Origin of the sequence: Undibacter mobilis (genome assembly GCF_003367195.1) — a bacterium.
GTDB lineage: Bacteria > Pseudomonadota > Alphaproteobacteria > Rhizobiales > Xanthobacteraceae > Pseudolabrys > Pseudolabrys mobilis.
In genome coordinates, this window is sequence record NZ_QRGO01000003.1 from 171,320 (window position 1) to 192,186 (window position 20,867).

Below are 20,867 nucleotides of genomic sequence, written 5' to 3' on the forward strand. Positions count from 1 at the left end.
TTGCGAGGGGCGGCGGCTGGCCTTCGGTCGTTCGGGAGCATGTCGGTCCCGACTGACCTGAGCACCTTATCGATCCGTAATCGACGAACCGCCATGTGAAGAAGCGTAGGCGATTCGGATGACGCTTTCTTAAAAATATCGCGCCGCGGGATAATCGCAGCGGGGCCGGTTACTGCTTGGCAAGGCCGCAGTAGCGCAGCTGACCGTTGTCCCAGCATCCCGTGCGCATGCAGACATTCCTGCGAACGCCGCATTCCGTCAGGCAGGCGGACTTCATCGCGGTCGGAACTTTGGCGCAGGCCTGCTGGCAGGTCTTTTCCTCACCGCTGCATTTCATCGGCTGTGCGTTGGCGGTGCCCGACGACAACAAAGCGGAAAGAGCGAGGAGCGTGATGCCGGCGATTTTGTTCATGCGGCAAGATTTACGCTGAGTCGCCAGCGCAGCACACATCCGATCGACGCGGTAACCGAGCGCGGACCGAACGTGGAAAATTCGTCAAACCGTTCTGCGGGTTAAGGGGAGTTTAACCCTAATGGCGGAGCTTAAGCGGCATTGATCGACCTTGGAATGCCGGCGTCAGGCCGTGTGTTGAGTTCGAGTTGCGTAACGCATGACGTACACGGCCGCCGTCACTATCAGCGCTTCCTGGGGCGATCATCGCCGGGTTTCGTCCGCCATTGCCGGGCGCGCGCTTCGCATTGTCCGCAACAGTTTTCTGCTTGGCATCGGCGCTGTTGGCTTCGTCGGCGTCAGTGCGCTCGCGGTGACGTTCACGGCAGCCTGGATGGTGGGCGGCACAATGCAGCCGCATACGCATCTGCCGAGCGGTCCAGGATCGCTGGTGCTGACGCCTTACGATCAAACCGCCAAAGCTGCGGTCCGCGGGCAGGGTGGTGCGCAATGGGCCGATGCGTTCATTGATCGCAGCAAGTCGATCCTGCCGGCCGAGCAAACGCGGGCCGTTATCGCCCAGCCAAACCCCGCTCCGACAACGCCCGCTGCGCGCACACCCGCTGTTCCCATGCCGCGACCGTTGCCGGCGCGACTGGCTCAGCTTCGCGCCGAGATTGAGGCGCCAAAGCCGGTGGTGACCGCCGAAGCGCCCGTGGCAGCGCCCATTGTCGCGCTGCCGGTGCCGAAGCCGGAAGGCGCCTCCAAGCTCGAGGCGATGGCCAAAATCGATCCCAAGCCCGAAGCGCGGGAGGAGGCGAAGGCGCCGCCGAAACCGGCACCCGTTGCTTCCATTCCTCCGGCATCACTGCCTGATTCCGTCAGCCGCACCGCTGTCTACGACATCACCGGCAGCGTCGTGCATATGCCCGATGGCACCAAGCTCGAAGCCCATTCCGGCCTTGGCGAGCGCATGGACGACCCGCGCCACATCAAGGTGCGCATGCGTGGCCCGACACCGCCGAACGTCTATGTGCTCACCGAACGCGAAAAGCTGTTCCACGGCGTGCGCGCCATTCGCCTCAATCCGGTCTACGACGACAAGATGTTCGGTCGCGACGGCATGCTGGCGCATACCTACATGCTGGGGCCGAACGGCCAGTCGAATGGCTGCGTGTCGTTCAAGGACTACAAGAAATTCCTGACGGCCTTCCTCGACGGCAAGGTCGACAAGCTCGTCGTCGTTACCGACCTGAAGAGCCAGACCTGGAAATCGGCCGCCATGCAGGCGGATGGAATCCCGGCATCGGTGCGCCGCTTTGCCGGCGGTTACAGCCGGCCGACCGTCATGCCGCGCGGCGGCGACGATGCCGAACCACGCTATACCGCCGCTCTGGGCTTTGCCCCCGAGCGCGGTGCCGGCGACTGGTAAGCGGGCCGTCTCCTAACACCCTGAAAAGCCTGTAGATCCGCCTTGCTTGCCGAAGCGGCGGGGGGTTGTTACCTAACCCGTTGAATCGACGGGCCGCGGAACCTCTCGCGCCCGGTTTTTTTGGGCCTCTCCGGCCCCGGTGAAGGCTTCAATGTCCGCGAAACAGCCCTTCTACATCACCACGGCCATTTCCTACCCCAACGGGCACCCGCATATCGGGCACGCCTATGAGGCGATCGCCACCGACGCTATCGCGCGCTTCCAGCGGCTCGACGGCTATGACGTCTATTTCCTTACCGGCACCGACGAGCACGGCCAGAAGATGCAGCAGACCGCGGCCAAGCTCGGCCTGACGGCGCGGCAGCTGCGCGACCAGAACGTGCCGCGCTTCGAGGCCATGGTGAAGATGCTCAATCTGTCGAACGACGACTTCATCCATACGACGGAAGAGCGTCACTATCGCGCGTCGGAGGAAATCTGGCGGCGGATGGAAGCGAAGGGCGACATCTATCTCGACAAATATGCCGGCTGGTACTCGGTGCGCGACGAAGCCTATTACGCCGAGGACGAAACGCACCTGAACGAGCATGGCACCCGCCTCGCCACCAAGACCGGCACGCCGGTTGAATGGGTTGAGGAGGAGAGCTATTTCTTCAAGCTGTCCGCCTATCAGGACAGGCTGCTGAAGCTCTATGCCGATGTGCCGGACTTCGTGCTGCCGAAGGAGCGCCTCAACGAGGTCGCGAGCTTTGTGAAGGGCGGTCTGAAAGACCTGTCACTGTCGCGCACGACCTTCGACTGGGGCATTCCGGTGCCGGGCAATCCGAAACACATCATGTATGTGTGGGTCGACGCGCTCACGAACTACATCACCGGCGTCGGCTTCCCGAACGAAAACGACCCGAAATTCCAGCGTTACTGGCCGGCCTCGCTGCATGTGATCGGCAAGGACATCGTGCGTTTCCACGCCGTGTACTGGCCGGCCTTCCTGATGTCGGCCGGCATCGCGGTGCCGAAGCGCATTTTCAGCCACGGTTTCCTGTTCAACCGCGGTGAGAAGATGTCGAAGTCGGTCGGCAATGTGGTCGATCCCTTCACCATGGCGGAAGCCTATGGCGTCGACCAGATGCGCTTCTTCTTCCTGCGCGAGGTGCCGTTCGGCCAGGACGGCAGCTACAGCCACGAGGCCATCGTCAACCGCATCAACGCCGATCTCGCCAACGATCTCGGCAACCTGGCGCAGCGCTCGCTGTCCATGGTCGCCAAGGCCTTCGACGGCAAACTGCCGGTGCCGGGCGAATTGACGCCGGAGGACCAGACCATCCTCGCGGCGGCCGACGCCATGCTGCCGGCGGCGCGCGAACACATGAAGACGCAACAACTGCACCACATGCTGCACGTGGTGTGGTCGGTGGTGGCCGATGCCAACCGCTATTTCGCTTCCGAGGCGCCGTGGGCCAAGGCCAAGACCGATCCGGCGCGGCAGGGGACGATCCTCTACATCACCGCCGAGATCATCCGGCAGGTTGCCATCCTGGCCCAGCCGGTGATGCCGGTGTCGGCCGGCAAGCTGCTCGATCTGCTGGCGATACCCGCCGGGGAACGCAACTTCGCTGCGCTCGAAGGCGGCAAGCGCATTGCGCCCGGCTCGGCTCTGCCGGCACCGCAGGGCGTATTCCCGCGCTACGTGGAGCCGGAGGGGGCCGAAGAGGTTTCCAAGCCGCCGAAAGAGCCCAAGAAGCCGAAAAAGCCCTGATGCTGGTCGACAGCCACTGCCACCTCGATTTCCCCGAATTCGCGCCCGAACTCGACCAGATCGTCGAGCGGGCGCGGCTGGCAGGAGTCGGGCGCATGGTGACGATCTCAACCCGTGTGAGGAAGCTGGCACAAGTTCTTGCGGTTGCTGAGAAATATCCTGACGTTTTCGCCTCTGTCGGGACCCATCCGCACAACGCCCAGGAAGAGCTGGATATCGATGCGGCCGCGCTGGCGCGGCTCAGCCGGCATCCCAAGATCGTTGCCATCGGCGAGGCCGGCCTCGACTACCACTACGACAAGTCACCGCGCGCCGATCAGTTCAAGGGCTTCCACGAGCACATCAAGGCGGCCCGCGAAACGGGACTGCCATTGGTGATCCATACGCGCGAAGCCGACGCCGATACGGCCGTCATCCTTGAAGAAGAAATCGGGAAGGGCGCCTTCCCGGCTGTGCTGCATTGCTACACCGGCGGCCGCGAGCTGGCGTTCAAGGCGGTCGAGCTCGGCCTCTATGTCGGCTTCACCGGCATCATCACCTTCAAGAACGGCGAGGCGCTGCGCGACATCGCCCGCGACCTGCCCGCCGATCGTATTCTGGTCGAGACCGACGCGCCGTTCCTGGCGCCGATCCCGTATCGCGGCAAGCGCAATGAGCCGTCCTTTGTCGTCAACACCGCCAAGGTGCTGGCCGAGACGCGCGGCGTCTCCGAAGCCGAGATTGCGCGGCAGACCACCGAGAACTTCTTCCGGCTGTTTTCTAAGGTGCCGCGCGTGCTGCCCGACGACGTCAGGACGGCCGGATGACGCTGCGCTTCACCATGCGCTTTACGATTCTTGGCTGCGGCTCATCCATGGGCGTGCCGCGCGTGGCTTTGGGCTGGGGCGACTGCGATCCGAACGAGCCAAGGAACCGCCGCCGCCGCTGCGCTCTTCTGGTTGAGCGCGTACAGGGGCCGGGACAGGTGACCCGCATTCTGATCGACTGCGGTCCGGATATCCGCGAGCAGCTCATCGAGGCCAATGTCGACTGGCTCGACGGCGTTCTGATCACCCATGAACACGCCGACCACACCCACGGCCTCGACGATCTGCGGCCGATGTTCGTTGCCCACAAGCGCCGCGTCGACGTCTATATGGGCGAAAGCGCGGCGATCGATCTGCACGCCCGCTTCGGCTACTGCTTCCGCACGCCGGCTGGCAGCAGCTATCCGCCGATCATGGCCGAGCACCGGTTGACTCCGGGCAAGCGGGTGACGATCGACGGGCAGGGAGGCCCTATCGAGCTGCTGCCGTTCCTTCAGGACCATGGCGACATCGTCTCGCTCGGCTTCCGTTTCGGCGACGTGGCCTACTCGACCGACCTCAAGAGCCTGCCGCCCGAGAGCCTTGCGGCGGTTCGGGACCTGGACATCTGGATCGTGGACGCGCTGCGCAAGGCGCCGCATCCCAGCCATCTGAACCTCGAGGAATCGCTGGCGCTGATCGCGCGCATCAAGCCGAAGCGCGCCATCCTGACCGACATGCACACCGATCTCGACTACCAGACGCTGCGGCGGACACTGCCGGCGGGTGTCGAGCCGGCCTATGACGGCATGCAGTTCGACACGTAATGCGGCCTTTAAAGTCGTATGATATCAATAAAATGAGCAACAATCTTGATGTGTTGCATTGGGATCGGATCTGGCTCGGGTCGATATAGATATTCCATAATATGTCTTATGCGAATCAAGCTAAGCCCAGCCGGGCTGGCAAAGTCTCTGGATAAGCCCGCCGGCTGCCGCGCCTTGGTGCGCCTGCGCCGCTAGGTTCAGTGGCACCTGCCATTCCTTAACGCGCCAGCGCCGAGTGATCCCGTGAAACCGTCCCGCGATATTTCCCGCCTGATCGAGATCATGGCCGCGCTGCGCACGCCCGTGACCGGCTGCCCGTGGGACCTTGAGCAGAATTTCGCGACCATCGCGCCGTACACGATCGAGGAAGCCTACGAGGTTGCGGACGCGATCCAGCGCGGCGACCTTCCCGACCTGCGTGACGAGCTCGGCGATCTGTTGCTCCAGGTCGTCTTCCACGCCCGGATGGCCCAGGAGCAAGGCGTGTTCGATTTCGGCGGCGTGGTTGACGCCGTGACCACCAAGATGATCCGCCGGCATCCGCATGTGTTCGGCGACGCAGGCGGTCAGGACACCAAGGCGGTCGAGGGTCAGTGGGAGCGCATCAAGGCCGAGGAAAAGGCCGAGCGGGCGAAGCGTCATCCACCGAAGCCGCCGAGCGCGCTCGACGGGGTGCCGGTTGCCCTGCCCGCATTGACCCGCGCCCTGAAGCTGCAGCAGAAGGCCGGCCGCGTCGGCTTCGACTGGAACGATCCGCGCGCGGTGCTCGCCAAGATCCGCGAGGAAGCCGACGAGATCGAAGCCGAACTCGACAAGGCCGACGGCACCAAAGCAGCGGCCGAGGTCGGCGATCTGTTGTTCGCCGTGGTCAATCTGGCGCGGCATCTGGACGCCGATCCGGAGGCGATCTTGCGCGCCACCAACGCCAAGTTCGAACGCCGCTTCACCGCCATCGAAGCCGCGCTGGCCGCACAGGGCCGGAAGCCGCAGGATGCCTCGCTCGCCGAGATGGATGCGCTGTGGGACCAAGCCAAGCAGGCCGAGCGGGAATAGATCAGCCCTGCAAACCCGGCGCTTCGTAGCCCGTGCGGGCGACGTATTCGGTGTAGCCGCCGCCATAGGCGTGGACGCCATCGGGCGTCAGCTCGAGCACGCGGTTCGACAGCGCGGCGAGAAAATGCCGGTCGTGCGACACGAACAGCATGGTGCCTTCGTATTTCGACAGCGCCTCGATCAGCATTTCCTTGGTCGCCATGTCGAGATGGTTGGTCGGCTCGTCGAGCACCAGGAAATTCGGCGGATCGTAGAGCATGATGGCCATCACCAGACGCGCCTTTTCGCCGCCGGACAGAACGCGGCATTTCTTCTCGACGTCGTCGCCGGAGAATCCGAAGCAGCCGGCCAGCGAGCGCAGCGAGCCGATGCTGGCCTGCGGGAACGTGTATTCGAGCTGTTCGAACACCGTGCGCTCGCCGTCGAGCAGGTCCATGGCGTGCTGGGCGAAGTAACCCATCTTCACGCTGCCGCCGACCGTGACAGTGCCGCCATCGGGTTCGGCCGTGCCGGCGATGAGCTTGAGCAAGGTCGATTTGCCGGCCCCGTTGACGCCCATGACGCACCAGCGATCCTGCCGCCGGATCGAGAAGTCGAGGCCTTCGTAGATGCGGCGGTTACCGTAGGCCTTGCCGACGTCCTTGAGGATAGCGACGTCCTCACCGGAGCGCGGCGCGGGCGGAAAATCGAAACTGACACTCTGGCGCCGGCGCGGCGGCTCGACGCGCTCGATCTTGTCGAGCTTCTTCACCCGGCTCTGCACCTGCGCGGCATGCGACGCCCTCGCCTTGAAGCGCTCGATGAAGCGGATTTCCTTGGCCAGCATCGCCTGCTGGCGCTCGAACTGCGCCTGCTGCTGCTTCTCGTTCAGCGCGCGCTGCTGCTCGTAGAATTCGTAATTGCCGGAAAAGGACGTCAGCGCACCGCCATCGATCTCGACGATCTTGTTGACGATGCGATTCATAAACTCACGGTCATGCGACGTCATCATCAGCATGCCGTCGTAGTCCTTGAGAAATTTCTCGAGCCAGATCAGGCTCTCGATGTCGAGATGGTTCGAGGGCTCGTCGAGCAGCATGGCGTCGGGCTTCATCAACAGAATACGGGCCAGCGCGACGCGCATCTTCCAGCCGCCTGAAAGCTTGCCGACATCGCCGTCCATCATCTCCTGCGTGAAGCTGAGGCCGGCCAGCACTTCGCGCGCACGGGCGTCCAGCGCATAGCCGTCCAGTTCGGAGAAGCGTTGCTGCACTTCGCCGTAGCGCTCGATGATTGTGTCCATCTCGTCAGCGCGGTCTGGATCGGCCATGGCCGTTTCCAGCTCTTTGAGCTCGGCGGCGACTTCGCTGACCGGGCCGACACCGTCCATCACTTCGGCGACGGCGCTGCGGCCCGCCATCTCGCCGACATCCTGGCTGAAATAGCCGATGGTGACGCCGCGATCGACGACCACCTGCCCCTCGTCCGGCGCCTCCTGCCCGGTGATCATGCGAAACAAGGTCGATTTGCCAGCGCCGTTGGGGCCGACAAGGCCGACCTTCTCCGCGCGGTGCAACGCAGCCGAGGCCTCGATGAACAGGATCTGGTGGCCGTTCTGCTTGCTGATGTTATCGAGGCGGATCATGGGAGTGAATATCCGGAGGAAGGAGCGGCGGTTTCAAGCGACGCGACGTTCTCGAACGCCATAGCGCGCCAGACTTTTGCGCCGGTTTTCATGATGGTTTGATGATGGATGCGTGAGGTGGCGCAGGAACAGCTACAGCGCGAATTTCGCCCTCACCTGTCCGGCCTTGTCGGGCGTCGCGCGGACGGTGACCGACACATGGCCCTCCTCGTCCGTGGTCTTGTCGAGAACTTCGGTATGGCGATAGAGCCAGCTCAGGCCGGCCCCGTCAGTGCCGTCGAGCGTCACTGACAATGTCTGCCGACTTTCGCCAAGCCGGTTTTCGATTGCCCCCGTGAGGTCATCGATGCCCTCGCCGGTCAGCGCGGAGACGACGATCGGCGCGCGCTCCGGGGCCTGCCGGGCGGCGAGATTGTGGATACGCTCGCGGCCCTCGGCGTCGAGCGCGTCGATCTTGTTCCAGACTTCGATGATGCGCCGGTCGGTCGGCTCGATGCCGAGCTCACCGAGCACTTTGGCGACGTCCGCCGACTGCGCGCCGGTGTCCTCGTGCGACATGTCGCGGACATGCAGGATGATGTCGGCTTCGATCACTTCTTCCAGCGTGGCACGGAAGGCCGCAACCAGCATGGTCGGCAAATCGGAGATGAAGCCGACGGTATCGGACAGGATGATGCGCGTGCCGTGCGGCAGATCGATCGAGCGCAAGGTGGGATCGAGCGTGGCGAACAGCATGTCGGCCGACAGCACGCTGGCCGCCGTCATCCGGTTAAACAAGGTCGATTTGCCGGCGTTGGTGTAACCGACCAGCGCAACGATCGGATAAGGCACGCGCTTGCGGCTCTCGCGATGCAGCTTGCGGGTGCGCTTGACCTTCTCCAGATCGCTTTCGATCTTGCCGATGCGTTCCGACAGCATGCGCCGGTCGGCTTCGATCTGGGTTTCGCCGGGGCCGCCGAGGAAGCCGAAGCCGCCGCGCTGGCGCTCGAGATGCGTCCAGGAACGAACCAGACGGCCCTTCTGATAAGTCAGATGCGCGTGCTCGACCTGCAGCGCGCCTTCCTTGGTGCGGGCGCGACGGCCAAAGATTTCAAGGATCAAACCGGTGCGGTCGATGACCTTGGCGTTCCAGGCCTTCTCCAAGTTCTTCTGCTGCACCGGAGAAATCGGGCAATCCATGATCACCACGGAAGCCTCGTGGCCTTTCACCAGACCGGCAATCTCATCGACCTTGCCGGAGCCGATATAGGTTGCGGGCTTGACCGCCTGCAGCGGCACCAGACCGCCCTCGACGACGTCGAGGTCGATGGCGCGCGCCAGCCCCATGGCCTCTTCGAGGCGCGCATCGGGCGTGCGGGTGTCGGCCGCGGCGCCGCCATGACCACGCAGATAGGGTTCGATGACAAGCGCGCGTCCGCTGCCTGACCCAGAGGGAGTCAGCAGGTCCGCACTCTTGTCGCGATCACGCAGTTCCAATTAGAAATTATGCCTTTTCCGGCGTCAGCGGCTCTTCGCCGCCTTCAAACAACTGGATCGGATGTCCGGGCATGATGGTCGAGATCGCGTGCTTGTAGACAAGCTGCGAATGCCCGTCCCGACGCAACAGGACGCAGAAGTTATCGAACCAGGTGACGACGCCTTGCAGTTTCACGCCGTTGACCAGAAAGATGGTCAGCGGAATCTTTGCCTTGCGGACGTGATTGAGAAACGTGTCTTGAAGGTTCTGCGCTCTTTCGGCGGCCATGGCCGTGGTCCATTTTTTAGCTCGCATCTTAACGCGCGAGACAATCGTTGCCCTTTAGCCCTCGCTTGCCTGCCACTCTCCCCACACGAGCGGCAGAATCCGAGGCCCGGGAGCCTCCATTAGATGGCACCATGCCTGTTCGCGCAAGCGGAACATTCGCTATTGGCCTGCAAGTCACTGAAATATGGACCATTTTGGCGCATTTTTGAGCCGATTTCCGGTCCGTCAGGTGAACTCGGCCTTGCTGTGATAGTCACGGCGCAGACCGCGCGCGACAAGGCCCGGGGCGCCGTTCCCCACGGGCCGGCCATCGATCTGCGTCACCGGCATAACCGACTGGCTGGCCGAAGTGATGAAGGCCTCTCGGGCTGCATAGGCCTCCTCGACCGTGAAGGCCCGTTCCTCAAAACCCAGCCCCTGCTCTGCGACCAGATCGAGCACCACCGAACGGGTCACGCCCGGCAGGATCTCGCCGGCAAGCGGCCGCGTCACCAGCACGCCGTCCCGGGTGACGATCCAGGCTGACGATGACGCACCCTCGGTAACGTAGCCCTTGGCGTCGACCAGCCAGGCCTCCTGCGCGCCCTTGTCGCGCGCGGCCTGTTTGGCCAGTACGTTCGGCAGCAACGACACCGATTTGATATCGACATGGCGCCAGCGCTCATCCGGCACGGTGACGACGGCAATGCCTTTGTCGGCGCGGGCCTCGATCTTGCTCAGATCGTTGCTGCGCGCGGTGACGACCAGAGTCGGCGGCGTACCCTCCGGCGGAAACGGAAAGTCGCGCCGTATGGCGCCGCGCGATACCTGCACGTAAACGACGCCGTTGACGACGCGGTTGCGGCGGATGGTCTCGCGCATGACGACCGCCAGCGCGCGCTCGGTGAGCGGTCGCGCCATATTCAACAGATCGAGCGAACGCTGCAGGCGCGCCATGTGGCGGCGCTCGTCAACCAGTTTGCCGCCGATGATCTCGCAGACCTCGTAGACGCTGTCGGCAAACTGGAAGCCGCGGTCGTCGATGGACACGCCGGCTTCGGCATGCGGCAGATAGCGGCCGTTGACGTAAGCAATGCGGGACATGTTGTTTATTCCCGCGCGCTTTCCGCCTCATCCTTCGAGACGCGCTCCTGCGGAGCGCTCCTCAGGACGAGGCCGAGAGAGCCTGCAAAGCGAAACATCACCCGATCCCCAGCGCCTTGAGCTTGCGGTGCAGCGCCGAGCGCTCCATGCCGACAAATTCGGCGGTGCGTGAGATGTTGCCGCCGAAGCGGGAAATCTGCGCCACCAGATATTCACGCTCGAACACTTCGCGGGCGTCGCGTAGCGGCAGGCCCATCAGTTGCTCGCCGCCATTGCCGTTCGGCATCGCCGGCACCATCGAGCCGACATCCTGCGGCAGCATAGAGGCATCGATCACCGCGTCCGGATCGCCGCCGGCCAGAATCATCAGGCGCTCGATGTTGTTGCGAAGCTGGCGCACATTGCCGGGCCAGTTGTGCGACTGCAGCACCGCCATGGCATCCTCGCCGATACGGCGCCTGGGCAGACCGGTCGACTGCGAAATCTGGTCCATGAAATAGTCGATCAACTCCGGGATGTCCTCACGGCGCTCCGACAAGGCCGGCACGCGCACCGGAACCACTGACAGGCGGTGATACAGGTCCTCGCGGAATTGCCCCTGCGCGATCGCGGATTCGAGATTGCGCGCGGTCGATGCGACGATGCGCACATCGACGGCCACCTTGGCGGAGCCGCCGACGCGGCTGAAGGTCTGATCAACCAGCACGCGCAGGATCTTGTTCTGGGTTTCGCGCGGCAGATCGGCAACGTCGTCAATGAAAAGCGTACCGCCGTGCGCCTCTTCCAGCGCACCCGGTTTGCGCGGCTCGGTGCCGCTCGCTTCGACGCCGAACAGCTCGGTCTCCATGCGCTCCGGCGTAATGGCCGCAGCGTTGATGACGATGAACGGCCCGCTGGTGCGCTGTGACAATTGATGCATGGTGCGCGCAGCCAGTTCCTTGCCGGCGCCGGAGGGGCCGACGATGAGCACGCGGCTGTTGGTCGGCGCGACGCGGTCAATCGCCTGGCGCAGGCTCGACATCGCCTGCGAGCGGCCCACCAGGGTCGATGGCGTCGGCGCCAGTTGTTTGAGTTGCCGCACCTCGCGTTTGAGCCGCGAGGTCTCCAGCGCGCGTTCGGCGACGAGCACCAGGCGGTCGGCCTTGAACGGCTTTTCGATGAAGTCGTAGGCGCCCTGCTTGATGGCGGCGACCGCGGTTTCGATATTGCCGTGGCCCGAGATCATCACCACCGGAATTTCCGGATGCTCCGACTTGAGGATGGTCAGCAACTGCAGACCATCAAGCTTTGAGCCCTGCAGCCAGATGTCGAGGAAGATGAGGTGCGGCCGCCGCGTGACGATCGAGGCCATCGCATCGTCGCTGTTGCGCGCGGTGCGGGCCGTAAAGCCTTCGTCCTCGAGAATGCCGGCGACGAGATCGCGAATATCGGCTTCGTCATCGACGATGAGAATTTCTGCTGCCATGGGCCGTTACTCGATTGTTCTTGCTGTTTCGGCCGCGGCAGACGCGACCTTCGTGGTGTCTGACTCGGGTGTCGGGCCCGGTTTGCCGGTGGCGGAAAAGCGCATCCGCATCCACGCGCCACGCTGGCCGGGAATTTTGTCGGTAGCATCGCGCAATTCGAGCGCACCGCCATGCTCCTCAAGAATGCGCCCGACGATGGCAAGGCCAAGGCCGGTGCCCTTCTCGCGCGTCGTGACGTAAGGCTCCATCAGCCGGTTGCGGTTTTCCTTGGGCAGGCCGATACCGTTATCGACGACGTCAATGACGATGTTATCGCCTTCGCGCGCGACGAAAACGCGGATCGTGCCTTTCCAGCCGTCCTTGCGCTCTTCGTCCGGCACGGCGGCGACGGCCTCGGTGGCGTTCTTGATGATGTTGGTGAGCGCCTGCGAGATCAGGCGACGATCGAACTGGGCCTGCAGCGGCTCCTCGGCAATTTCGGCCGAGATGTCGAGGTCGGCATTGCCGACACGCTGCAGGAATACAGCTTGGCGAACCGCATCGGCAACGTCTTCGCCGACGATCACGGGTTTGGGCATGCGCGCGAATTTGGAGAACTCGTCGACCATCTGCCGGATGTCGTCGACCTGGCGGATGATGGTGTCGGTACACTGCTCGAACACGGCGCGGTCCTCGACAATTACCTTGCCGTATTTGCGGCGCAGCCGTTCGGCCGACAACTGGATCGGCGTCAGCGGATTCTTGATCTCGTGGGCGATGCGCCGGGCAATGTCGGCCCAGGCCGACGAGCGCTGCGCCGTCACCAGTTCGGTGATGTCGTCGAGGGTAATGACATAGCCGTGGTTGGTGCCGCCGGAGCGCTCGCTGGTGACGCGGACCGACAGATTGCGCTCGCGTCCTGCCCGGCTGATGGTGACCTGATCCTGTGTGCGGCCGCCATGCTTGGCCGCCAGCATGATGCCGGCGAGTTCAGGAAACACTTCGCTCAGCGGTTTGCCGACGGCCTCGGCCTCGCTATGGCCGATCAGCCGTTCGGCCGAGCGGTTGAGAATGCTGACATTGTCGAACGTATCGACGCCGATGACGCCGGCGCTGGCGCCGGCCAGCACCGCCTCGGTGAAGATACGTCGGGTATCGATGACGTCGCGCGCGCGCACCAGATCGTCGCGCTGCGTGCGCAGTTCCTGGGTCATGCGGTTGAAGGTTTCGCCGAGATGGGCGAGATCGCCTTCTGATTGCCGCACCGGCACGCGCACATAGAGATTGCCTTCGGACACGGCATTGGCCGCGCCGATCAGGCGGCGGATCGGCGCCACCAGCTTGTTGGCAAAATTGAAGCCGATCCAGACCGCCGACAACAGCACGATCAGTGCGATGACCGTGTACATCAGGCCGAAGGCGACCTGGACGCCGAAGCGCCGTTGCTCGATGGCGATATATTCGGACACGCTCGCCCGCGTTTCGCGCAGTTGCGGCACGACGCGCGGATCGAGCAGACGCGTGACGTAGAGAAAGCGGTTGTCATAGTTCTGCAGCTTGATGACCGCCGCGACGTAGTTGGTGTCGGGCAGAAGCACGAGCTGCGGTTCCTTGTCGCTGATGGTCGGCAGCGCCTCGCGTGGCGGCAGCGCGAAAGTCTGGTTCGCGCGAACATCGGCGCGTGCGATCTCCTTGAGGTCGTCGTCGAACAGGATCGCCGAGGCCAGTCCGCGCACGGCGGCCTGATAGGTCAGGAACTGCTTGAGCTGCTCGGGGCTCTCGTCGACCACCTGCTTGGCGCGGGCAAGATCGAAGGCCATCACCATGATGTCGGAGCGCACGATCTGAGCGTGGTCGCGCAAATAGGCTTCGGCTACGACCAGCGAGTTCTCAATCGCGGCGCGGGTGCGGCTCGAGAACAGGCGGTCAAGGCCGCGGTCGAGCGTGACGCTGGCGACGATCGCCACAAGGATGGCGGGCGCGGCGGCGATGATCGAGAACAGCCCGACGATGCGGACGTGAAGCCGCGCGGCGGCGCGTCCTGAGCGCCGCGCCTGCACCACCTGCCAGACTTCGCGGACAATGATGGCCAGCAGCAGGATGACAGTCGCGGCGTTCGCCAGCAGCAGCGACACCACGACATAATGGGTCGGGGCGATCGGCGTTAGGTCGGCGAGCACCATGAAGGTGGCCAAAGCCGACAGCAGCGCCAGGATGACGGCGATGGGCCCGAGGATGCGGCCGCCTTCCCGCTTGGATGGCGCCGCGCCAGATAGTTCGGAGGAAGTGGCCTGGTCGAGGCTCATACGGTCGTCAGGCCCTGTGGATCGGCTTCACGGTCAAGGCAGGCTGTGGGAAGCCCGCCAGTGCCGGCGAGAATCCCCGCGAGCACTGATGCTTTTATACAACAATGTTGCCGAATTGCGACAAGACTGCGGCGTGGCTACCCACAGTTTGGGTCGATGCACAGCCGATGGGCTGGATCGCGCGCCCTAACCGACCAGTTCGCGGACCAGCGGCGCCACCTTGCGGCCGTAGAGCTCGATGCAACGCATCATCTTGGCGTGCGACAGCGGACCGGCGGAATACTTCATGTCGAAGCGCTGCGCGCCGAGCGCCTTGACGGTGCCGGCGATCTTTTTGGCCACGGTCTCGGGCGAACCGACATAGAGCGAGCCACCTTCGATCTCGCGCTCGAACTCAGCCTTGCCGAATGGCGGCCAGCCGCGTTCGGCACCGATCTTGTCGCGCATGCGCTTGTAGTCGGCGAACAGCTCTTCCCGCGCCTGCGCATCAGTCTCGGCGATATAGCCGTGCGAATGCACGCCGACCGGAAGCTCCGGCTTTTTCAGTTCGGCCAGCGAGCGCCGATAAAGATCGGCATAGGGCGCAAAGCGTTTGGGATCGCCGCCGATGATCGCCAGCATCATCGGGAAACCGTAATGCACCGCGCGCATCACCGACTCCGGCGTGCCGCCGACGCCGATCCATGTCGTCAGCGGCGCGTCGAGCCTTGGATAGACGCTCTGGTTCTTGAGCGGCGGCCGCGTCGTCCCCTGCCAGGTCACGGGCTCCTGCTTCAGCACCGCGGCGTAGAGGTCCAGCTTTTCGTTGAACAGCTCCTCGTATTTGTTGAGGTCGAAGCCGAACAGCGGAAACGACTCGATGAACGAGCCGCGGCCGAGCATGACCTCGGCGCGGCCGTTCGAGGCGGCATTGAGCGTGGCAAAGCGCTGATAGACACGGATCGGATCGTCCGAGGACAGCACCGTCACCGCGGAGCCAAGGCGGATACGTTTGGTGCGACCGGCGATGGTCGCCAGTACCATCTCGGGCGAGGATACAGCGAAATCGGCACGGTGATGTTCGCCAACGCCGATGAAATCGACGCCCGCCTCATCGGCCAGCACGGCCTCATCGACAAGGTCGCGGATCACCTGCGCCGCGTGCAGCGGCTTGCCGTCCGGGCCGTCGGTGATATCGCCGAAAGTGTCGAGTCCGAGTTCGATTGTCTGCGCCATGATGGTCTGCCCCGTAATGCCACCGCCTATCTAGCGGCGTGAGTATCGGGAGCAAGTAGGCACATCCCGGTGACTGTCATTCCGGGGCGCCGCGCAGCGGCGAACCCGGAATTCAGAACCAGTCTCCGTGCTTAGCGCTGGATTCCGGATCAGTTACCCCCGCGATAGACCTGAATGTCGAGATCGCGGATTTTCTTGCGCAACGTATTGCGGTTGACGCCGAGCAGGTCCGCGGCACGGATCTGGTTGCCGCGCGTGGCGGCCAGCGCCGCCGTGAGCAGCGGATACTCGATCTCGCGCAGGATGCGGTGATAGAGCCCGGCCGGCGGCAGCCCGTCGTCGAAGCCCGAGAAATACGCCGATAGGTGGCGCTCGACCGCGCCGCTCAAGGACTCCTCGCCGCGCGGCTCGTCACCGGCGGCCGGCAGCGCCGGCTGCGCCAGTTCGCTTTCGATCACGGCCGCGGTGATGGTCTCCTGCGGATACAGCGCGGCAAGACGGCGGGCGAGATTTTCCAGTTCGCGCACATTGCCCGGCCAGCGATGGCGCTTCAGGCGATCGAGCGCGGCCTGATCGATCTGCTTCGGCGGCAGGCCCTCGCGTTGCGCCTGGGCGAAGAAATGCCGGATGAGATCGGGAATGTCTTCGGTGCGCTCGCGCAAGGGCGGCAGGCGCAGCGGCACCACGTTGAGGCGGAAGAACAGATCTTCGCGGAACAGGCCCTGCTGGATCTGCAGCCGCAGGTCCTTGTTGGTGGCGGCGATGATACGCACGTCACTTTTGATCGGCGTGCGGCCGCCGACTGTGGTGTATTCACCCTGCTGCAGCACGCGCAGCAAACGCGTCTGCGCTTCCATCGGCATGTCACCGATTTCGTCGAGGAACAGCGTGCCGCCTTCGGCCTGCTCGAAGCGGCCGGCCGAGCGTGTATTGGCGCCGGTGAAGGCGCCCTTCTCGTGGCCGAACAATTCCGATTCAATAAGATCGCGCGGGATCGCCGCCATGTTAATGGCGACGAAGGTGCCGGCGCGGCGTTTGCCGTAATCGTGCAGCGCCTTGGCGACCAACTCCTTGCCGGTGCCGCTCTCGCCGGTGATCATCACGGTGAGATCGGTCTGCATCAGACGCGCCAGCACGCGGTAGATTTCCTGCATCGCCGGCGAACGGCCGACCAGCGGGATGGCATCGAATTCTTCCGGCTTGGCCGGCTGGACGCGCGGCTCCTTCGGTTCCGACAAAGCGCGGCCGACAATGCCAATCAGTTCCTTCAGATCGAACGGCTTCGGCAGATATTCATAAGCGCCGCGCTCGGACGCGCGGATCGCGGTCATGAAGGTGTTCTGCGCGCTCATGACGATGATCGGCAGATCGGGCCGCGCCTTGCGGATGCGCGGGATCAGGTCGAAGGCATTTTCATCCGGCATCACCACGTCGGTGATGACGAGGTCGCCGTCGCCCTGGTTGACCCAGCGCCATAATGTGGCGGCGTTGCCGGTCGAGCGCACCTCGTATCCGGCGCGCGACAGTGCCTGATTGAGAACGGTCCGAATGGCCGCATCGTCATCGGCGACAAGGATACTCCCCGTCGGCATGCATCTACCTCATGAAGTCTGGGAGGACAGCGCGTCTTCGCTTGCGCCGCCTTCGCCGCTGTAAATGGGCATCAGCACGCGGAAGGTCGTCCGCCGCGGCTGGGATTCACATTCAATGATACCGCCGTGATCGCCCACGATCTTCGCCACCAGCGCCAGGCCGAGCCCGCTGCCGGACGGCTTGGTGGTGACGAAGGGGTCGAACAAATGCGGCATCAAATCGTCGGACACGCCGGGTCCGTTGTCGCGTACGCAGAATTCGAGCGGCAACGACACGCGCGCATTGGTTCCGGGAACGGCAAGACGTACGCCCGGGCGGAATGCGGTGGTGAGATGAATTTCACCGTCGCTCGCGTCCTCACCAATCGCCTCGGCGGCATTCTTGACGAGGTTGAGGAAGACCTGAACGAGTTGGTCGCGATTGGCGAGCACCGGCGGCAGTGACGGGTCGTAGTCCTCGACGAACCTGATGTGACGGCCAAAACCGGATTGCGCCAGCCGCTTCACATGATCGAGCACGACATGGATGTTGACCGGCTCGCGCTCGACCGGTCGCTCGTCGCCGAAAATCTCCATGCGATCGACCAGCTTCACGATGCGGTCGGTCTCGTCGCAGATCAAGGTGGTGAGCTGGCGGTCTTCGTCGGCGGCAGATTGCTCGAGCAATTGCGCAGCGCCGCGAATGCCGGACAACGGATTCTTGATTTCGTGCGCCAGCATGGCAGCAAGCGCGATGACCGAACGCGCGGCGCCGCGATGGGTGAGCTGGCGGTCCATCTTGTCGGCGATGGTACGCTCTTGCAGCATGACGATGACATGCTCGGGATATTCGGCCAGCGGCGCGACATGCAGATCGACCAGCCGTTCGCCGGGGTTGCGCGGCGTGGCCAGATCGACCTTGTATTCGTTCACGGCAACGCCGCTGCGACGCACCTGTTCGACCAATGTCAGCAAGGGCGAACCGAAGGGTACCAGTTCGCGCAGCAGATTACGCCGCAGCATCGGAATCGAGGCTTCGAAGAACTGCTCGGCAGCAACATTGGCATCGGCAATGCGACCATCCGGCGCGACCATGATCACGGGATGCGGCAGCGCATTGAGCATGGCATCGGCGGTAATGGTCGTGGCGGATGCCGGTTTGGCAGAACTGGATGTAGCCTGCACGCGGCTCATGCGGCATCCCTCCAGGCAAACGCATCGTAGGCATCGGCGAGCCGCCGCCGCGCTTCATCGGGCTGCTCGCTGGTGAGGACGCGCGTGCGATGGACCTTGAGCAATTCATCCGGCACACCGGCGGTTTCGGCCGCGGCCTCGAGCGCCCAACCGAGATGCTTGCGGGCATGGCGACGGCCGATCGCGACGCCATGGTGCTCGATGTGCTCGGCGTAAAGAGCGTCAATCAATTCAAGCTGGACCTGAAGCGACGGCGTCGCGCCGCGCTCGCCCGTGGCAAGAAAATGAGCCACCTGCCCCGGCAGCCACGGCCGGCCTTGCGCCGCGCGGCCGACCATCACCGCATCCGCACCGGACGCCTTTAAGGCTTCAAGCGCATCGTCGCCGGAGCGAATGTCACCATTGACGACGACCGGCACGCCTACCGCCTGTTTCACCGCGCGCACCGCATCCCAGTCGGCCGTGCCGGTATAGAACTGGCAGCGCGTGCGACCATGCACCGTGATCATCTGTACGCCGGCGGCTTCGGCGCGGCGCGCGAGGTCCGGCGCGTTGATCGAATTGGCATCCCAGCCAAGGCGCATTTTCAACGTCACCGGCACTTCAACGGCGTTGACGGTCGCCTCGATCAACGTCAGCGCATGATCGAGGTCGCGCATCAGCGCCGAGCCGGAAGCACCATTGGTCACCAGCTTCGACGGGCACCCCATATTGATGTCGATGATCTGCGCGCCATTGGCTTCGGCGATCGCCGCGCCTTCCGCCATCCAGTGCGCCTCGCAGCCGGCAAGCTGTACGACATTGATGGCAACGCCGTTGCCCTGGCTGCGCACGCGCGCCTCACGCTCGCCTTTGGCAAGACCGGCACAGGCGGTCATCTCCGACACGACCAGACCGGCGCCAAGGCGCTCGGCCACACGCCGAAACGGCGCGTCAGTAATACCGGACATGGGTGCCAGGAGGACGCGGTTCGGCGCGCTCACGCCGCCTATGTGCAGCGCGTCCGCATAAACTTCGTTTATGTCCGGTATTGGACCTCTGCCTAGCATTTAGGCTGAACCCTCTGTTGCATATACTTTAGCCATTTTGACGGCCTGTGCAAGTGCTGCACTGCAATAACCGTGGCAGAGTTACCGCAGCCCTGCCTCGCAAAAAGGCGGGGCGCGATCCCGACAATCCCGCGTTTGCAGGCTGAGCCGAACGCGGTAAAGCGGACGGCAGGGAAAGCGGGCAGGAATGCTGTAACTATGGCGAAAATCGCAGCCGTCATTGTCGCCGCCGGGCGCGGCACCCGGGCAACCGGGTCGGAAGTTCCCAAGCAATTCCGGCCCGTCGGGGGCGAAGCGGTGCTGCGACGCTGCCTGACGGCCTTCGCCGGGTGCGGGCTTATCCACACCATCCAGACGGTCATCCGGCCGGGGGATGAACCCCGTTATGCGGAGGCCGCGGCGGGCCTCGCCGTGGCCCCTCCGGTCCATGGCGGCGAAACCCGGCAGGCCTCGGTCCGCGCCGGCCTCGAAGCTCTGGCCAGCGAGGCCCCCGATATCGTTCTCATCCACGACGCCGCCCGGCCCTTCGCCAGCCCGGTCCTGATCGCACGCGCCATCGCGGCGGCGGCCGAGACCGGCGCCGCCATCCCCGGCCTCGCCGTGACCGACACCATCAAGAGCATCGACAGTCACGGCTTCGTCGGCGAGACGCTGGACCGCGCCCGCTTGCGCGCCGTACAGACCCCGCAGGCCTTTGCGTTCGCGCCGATCCTGGAAGCGCACGCCCGCGCTGCGCGCGAAGGCCGACACGATTTCACCGACGATGCCGCGATTGCCGAATGGGCCGGCATGCAGGTGCGCGTGTTCGACGGCGAGACCGCCAACATCAAGATCACCCATGCGGAGGACTTCGTGCGCGCCGAGGCGATGCAGCTTTCCCAACTCAGCGATGTGCGCACCGGCACCGGCATCGACGTTCATGCGTTCGGTCCCGGCGACCATGTGATGATCGGCGGCGTGCGCATCGCCCACGGTCAGGCGCTCACCGGGCATTCCGATGCCGATGTCGGCCTGCATGCGCTGACTGACGCCATTCTCGGCGCGCTGGCCGACGGCGACATCGGCTCGCATTTTCCCCCGAGCGATCCGCAATGGAAAGGCGCCGCCTCCGATCGCTTTCTTAAATTCGCCTGCGAACGCGTCGCGGCGCGGGGCGGCCGCATTGCCCATCTCGACCTCACCATCGTCTGCGAGGCCCCCAAGATCGGCCCGCACCGCGACGCCATCCGCGAAACCGTCGCACGCATTGCCGGTGTGACAACGGATCGCGTCGCCGTCAAAGCCACCACCAGCGAGCAACTTGGCTTCACCGGCCGCCGTGAAGGCATCGCCGCCTATGCGACGGCAACGGTGCGGCTGCCGTGGTCGTGACAAGCGTGAGGATCGACAACC

At 64.2% G+C, this 20,867-nt stretch carries 17 protein-coding genes; 6 read left to right on the forward strand and 11 right to left on the reverse strand.

Features of this window, described 5'->3' with window-relative positions:
- Positions 1-169: 169 nt before the first annotated feature.
- Positions 170-412, reverse strand: coding sequence for a hypothetical protein (locus DXH78_RS18280; protein WP_115518696.1), 243 nt, complete (start codon positions 410-412; stop codon positions 170-172).
- Positions 413-611: 199 nt separating this feature from the next.
- On the opposite strand from DXH78_RS18280, the gene DXH78_RS18285 reads away from it, so the two are divergent.
- The 5 genes from DXH78_RS18285 (at position 612) to mazG (ending at position 6,244) form a co-directional block, all read left to right on the forward strand.
- Positions 612-1,823, forward strand: a complete 1,212-nt coding sequence (locus DXH78_RS18285) for a DUF2778 domain-containing protein (RefSeq protein WP_115518697.1) — start codon at positions 612-614, stop codon at positions 1,821-1,823.
- A gap of 151 nt (positions 1,824-1,974) precedes the next feature.
- Complete coding sequence (gene metG, locus DXH78_RS18290; protein ID WP_115518698.1) at positions 1,975-3,579, forward strand: methionine--tRNA ligase; 1,605 nt, start codon at positions 1,975-1,977, stop codon at positions 3,577-3,579.
- The gene (locus DXH78_RS18295; protein ID WP_115518699.1) at positions 3,579-4,385 is read left to right on the forward strand and encodes a TatD family hydrolase; all 807 of its coding nucleotides are present in this window, start codon (positions 3,579-3,581) and stop codon (positions 4,383-4,385) included. Before metG ends, DXH78_RS18295 begins: the two co-directional genes overlap by 1 nt.
- On the forward strand, positions 4,382-5,191 hold the full coding sequence (locus DXH78_RS18300; protein ID WP_210209611.1) for an MBL fold metallo-hydrolase: 810 nt from the start codon (positions 4,382-4,384) through the stop codon (positions 5,189-5,191). The genes DXH78_RS18295 and DXH78_RS18300 overlap by 4 nt, the downstream gene beginning before the upstream one ends.
- Before the next feature lie 243 nt (positions 5,192-5,434).
- Complete coding sequence (gene mazG / locus DXH78_RS18305) at positions 5,435-6,244, forward strand: nucleoside triphosphate pyrophosphohydrolase (RefSeq protein ID WP_115518700.1); 810 nt, start codon at positions 5,435-5,437, stop codon at positions 6,242-6,244.
- Between the two features lies 1 nt (position 6,245).
- On the opposite strand, the gene DXH78_RS18310 is transcribed toward mazG, so the two are convergent.
- From DXH78_RS18310 to dusB, 10 genes are all read right to left on the reverse strand, one after another.
- On the reverse strand, positions 6,246-7,868 hold the full coding sequence (locus DXH78_RS18310; RefSeq protein WP_115518701.1) for an ABC-F family ATP-binding cassette domain-containing protein: 1,623 nt from the start codon (positions 7,866-7,868) through the stop codon (positions 6,246-6,248).
- A 132-nt stretch (positions 7,869-8,000) separates the two neighbouring features.
- Positions 8,001-9,344 carry a GTPase HflX gene (gene hflX, locus DXH78_RS18315; protein ID WP_115518702.1) on the reverse strand — a complete coding sequence of 448 codons (1,344 nt, stop codon included), beginning with the start codon at positions 9,342-9,344 and terminating at the stop codon, positions 8,001-8,003.
- 7 nt (positions 9,345-9,351) lie between these two features.
- The gene (gene hfq / locus DXH78_RS18320; RefSeq protein WP_115518703.1) at positions 9,352-9,612 is read right to left on the reverse strand and encodes an RNA chaperone Hfq; all 261 of its coding nucleotides are present in this window, start codon (positions 9,610-9,612) and stop codon (positions 9,352-9,354) included.
- Between the two features lie 225 nt (positions 9,613-9,837).
- Complete coding sequence (locus tag DXH78_RS18325) at positions 9,838-10,695, reverse strand: D-amino-acid transaminase (protein ID WP_115518704.1); 858 nt, start codon at positions 10,693-10,695, stop codon at positions 9,838-9,840.
- Positions 10,696-10,792: 97 nt separating this feature from the next.
- A complete protein-coding gene (ntrX, locus tag DXH78_RS18330) occupies positions 10,793-12,160 on the reverse strand; it encodes a nitrogen assimilation response regulator NtrX (RefSeq protein ID WP_115518705.1) in 1,368 nt (455 codons plus the stop codon).
- A gap of 6 nt (positions 12,161-12,166) precedes the next feature.
- Entirely contained in the window at positions 12,167-14,446 is a 2,280-nt protein-coding gene (locus tag DXH78_RS18335) for a sensor histidine kinase NtrY-like (protein WP_115518706.1), read from the reverse strand.
- Positions 14,447-14,632: 186 nt separating this feature from the next.
- The gene (locus tag DXH78_RS18340; protein ID WP_115518707.1) at positions 14,633-15,661 is read right to left on the reverse strand and encodes an LLM class flavin-dependent oxidoreductase; all 1,029 of its coding nucleotides are present in this window, start codon (positions 15,659-15,661) and stop codon (positions 14,633-14,635) included.
- A gap of 149 nt (positions 15,662-15,810) precedes the next feature.
- A complete protein-coding gene (gene ntrC, locus DXH78_RS18345; protein ID WP_115518708.1) occupies positions 15,811-17,253 on the reverse strand; it encodes a nitrogen regulation protein NR(I) in 1,443 nt (480 codons plus the stop codon).
- 9 nt (positions 17,254-17,262) lie between these two features.
- Complete coding sequence (locus tag DXH78_RS18350) at positions 17,263-18,357, reverse strand: two-component system sensor histidine kinase NtrB (protein WP_245416952.1); 1,095 nt, start codon at positions 18,355-18,357, stop codon at positions 17,263-17,265.
- Between the two features lie 65 nt (positions 18,358-18,422).
- Positions 18,423-19,475, reverse strand: a complete 1,053-nt coding sequence (dusB, locus tag DXH78_RS18355; RefSeq protein ID WP_115518710.1) for a tRNA dihydrouridine synthase DusB — start codon at positions 19,473-19,475, stop codon at positions 18,423-18,425.
- A gap of 198 nt (positions 19,476-19,673) precedes the next feature.
- On the opposite strand from dusB, the gene DXH78_RS18360 reads away from it, so the two are divergent.
- The gene (locus tag DXH78_RS18360; RefSeq protein ID WP_115518711.1) at positions 19,674-20,846 is read left to right on the forward strand and encodes a bifunctional 2-C-methyl-D-erythritol 4-phosphate cytidylyltransferase/2-C-methyl-D-erythritol 2,4-cyclodiphosphate synthase; all 1,173 of its coding nucleotides are present in this window, start codon (positions 19,674-19,676) and stop codon (positions 20,844-20,846) included.
- Positions 20,847-20,867: the final 21 nt, after the last annotated feature.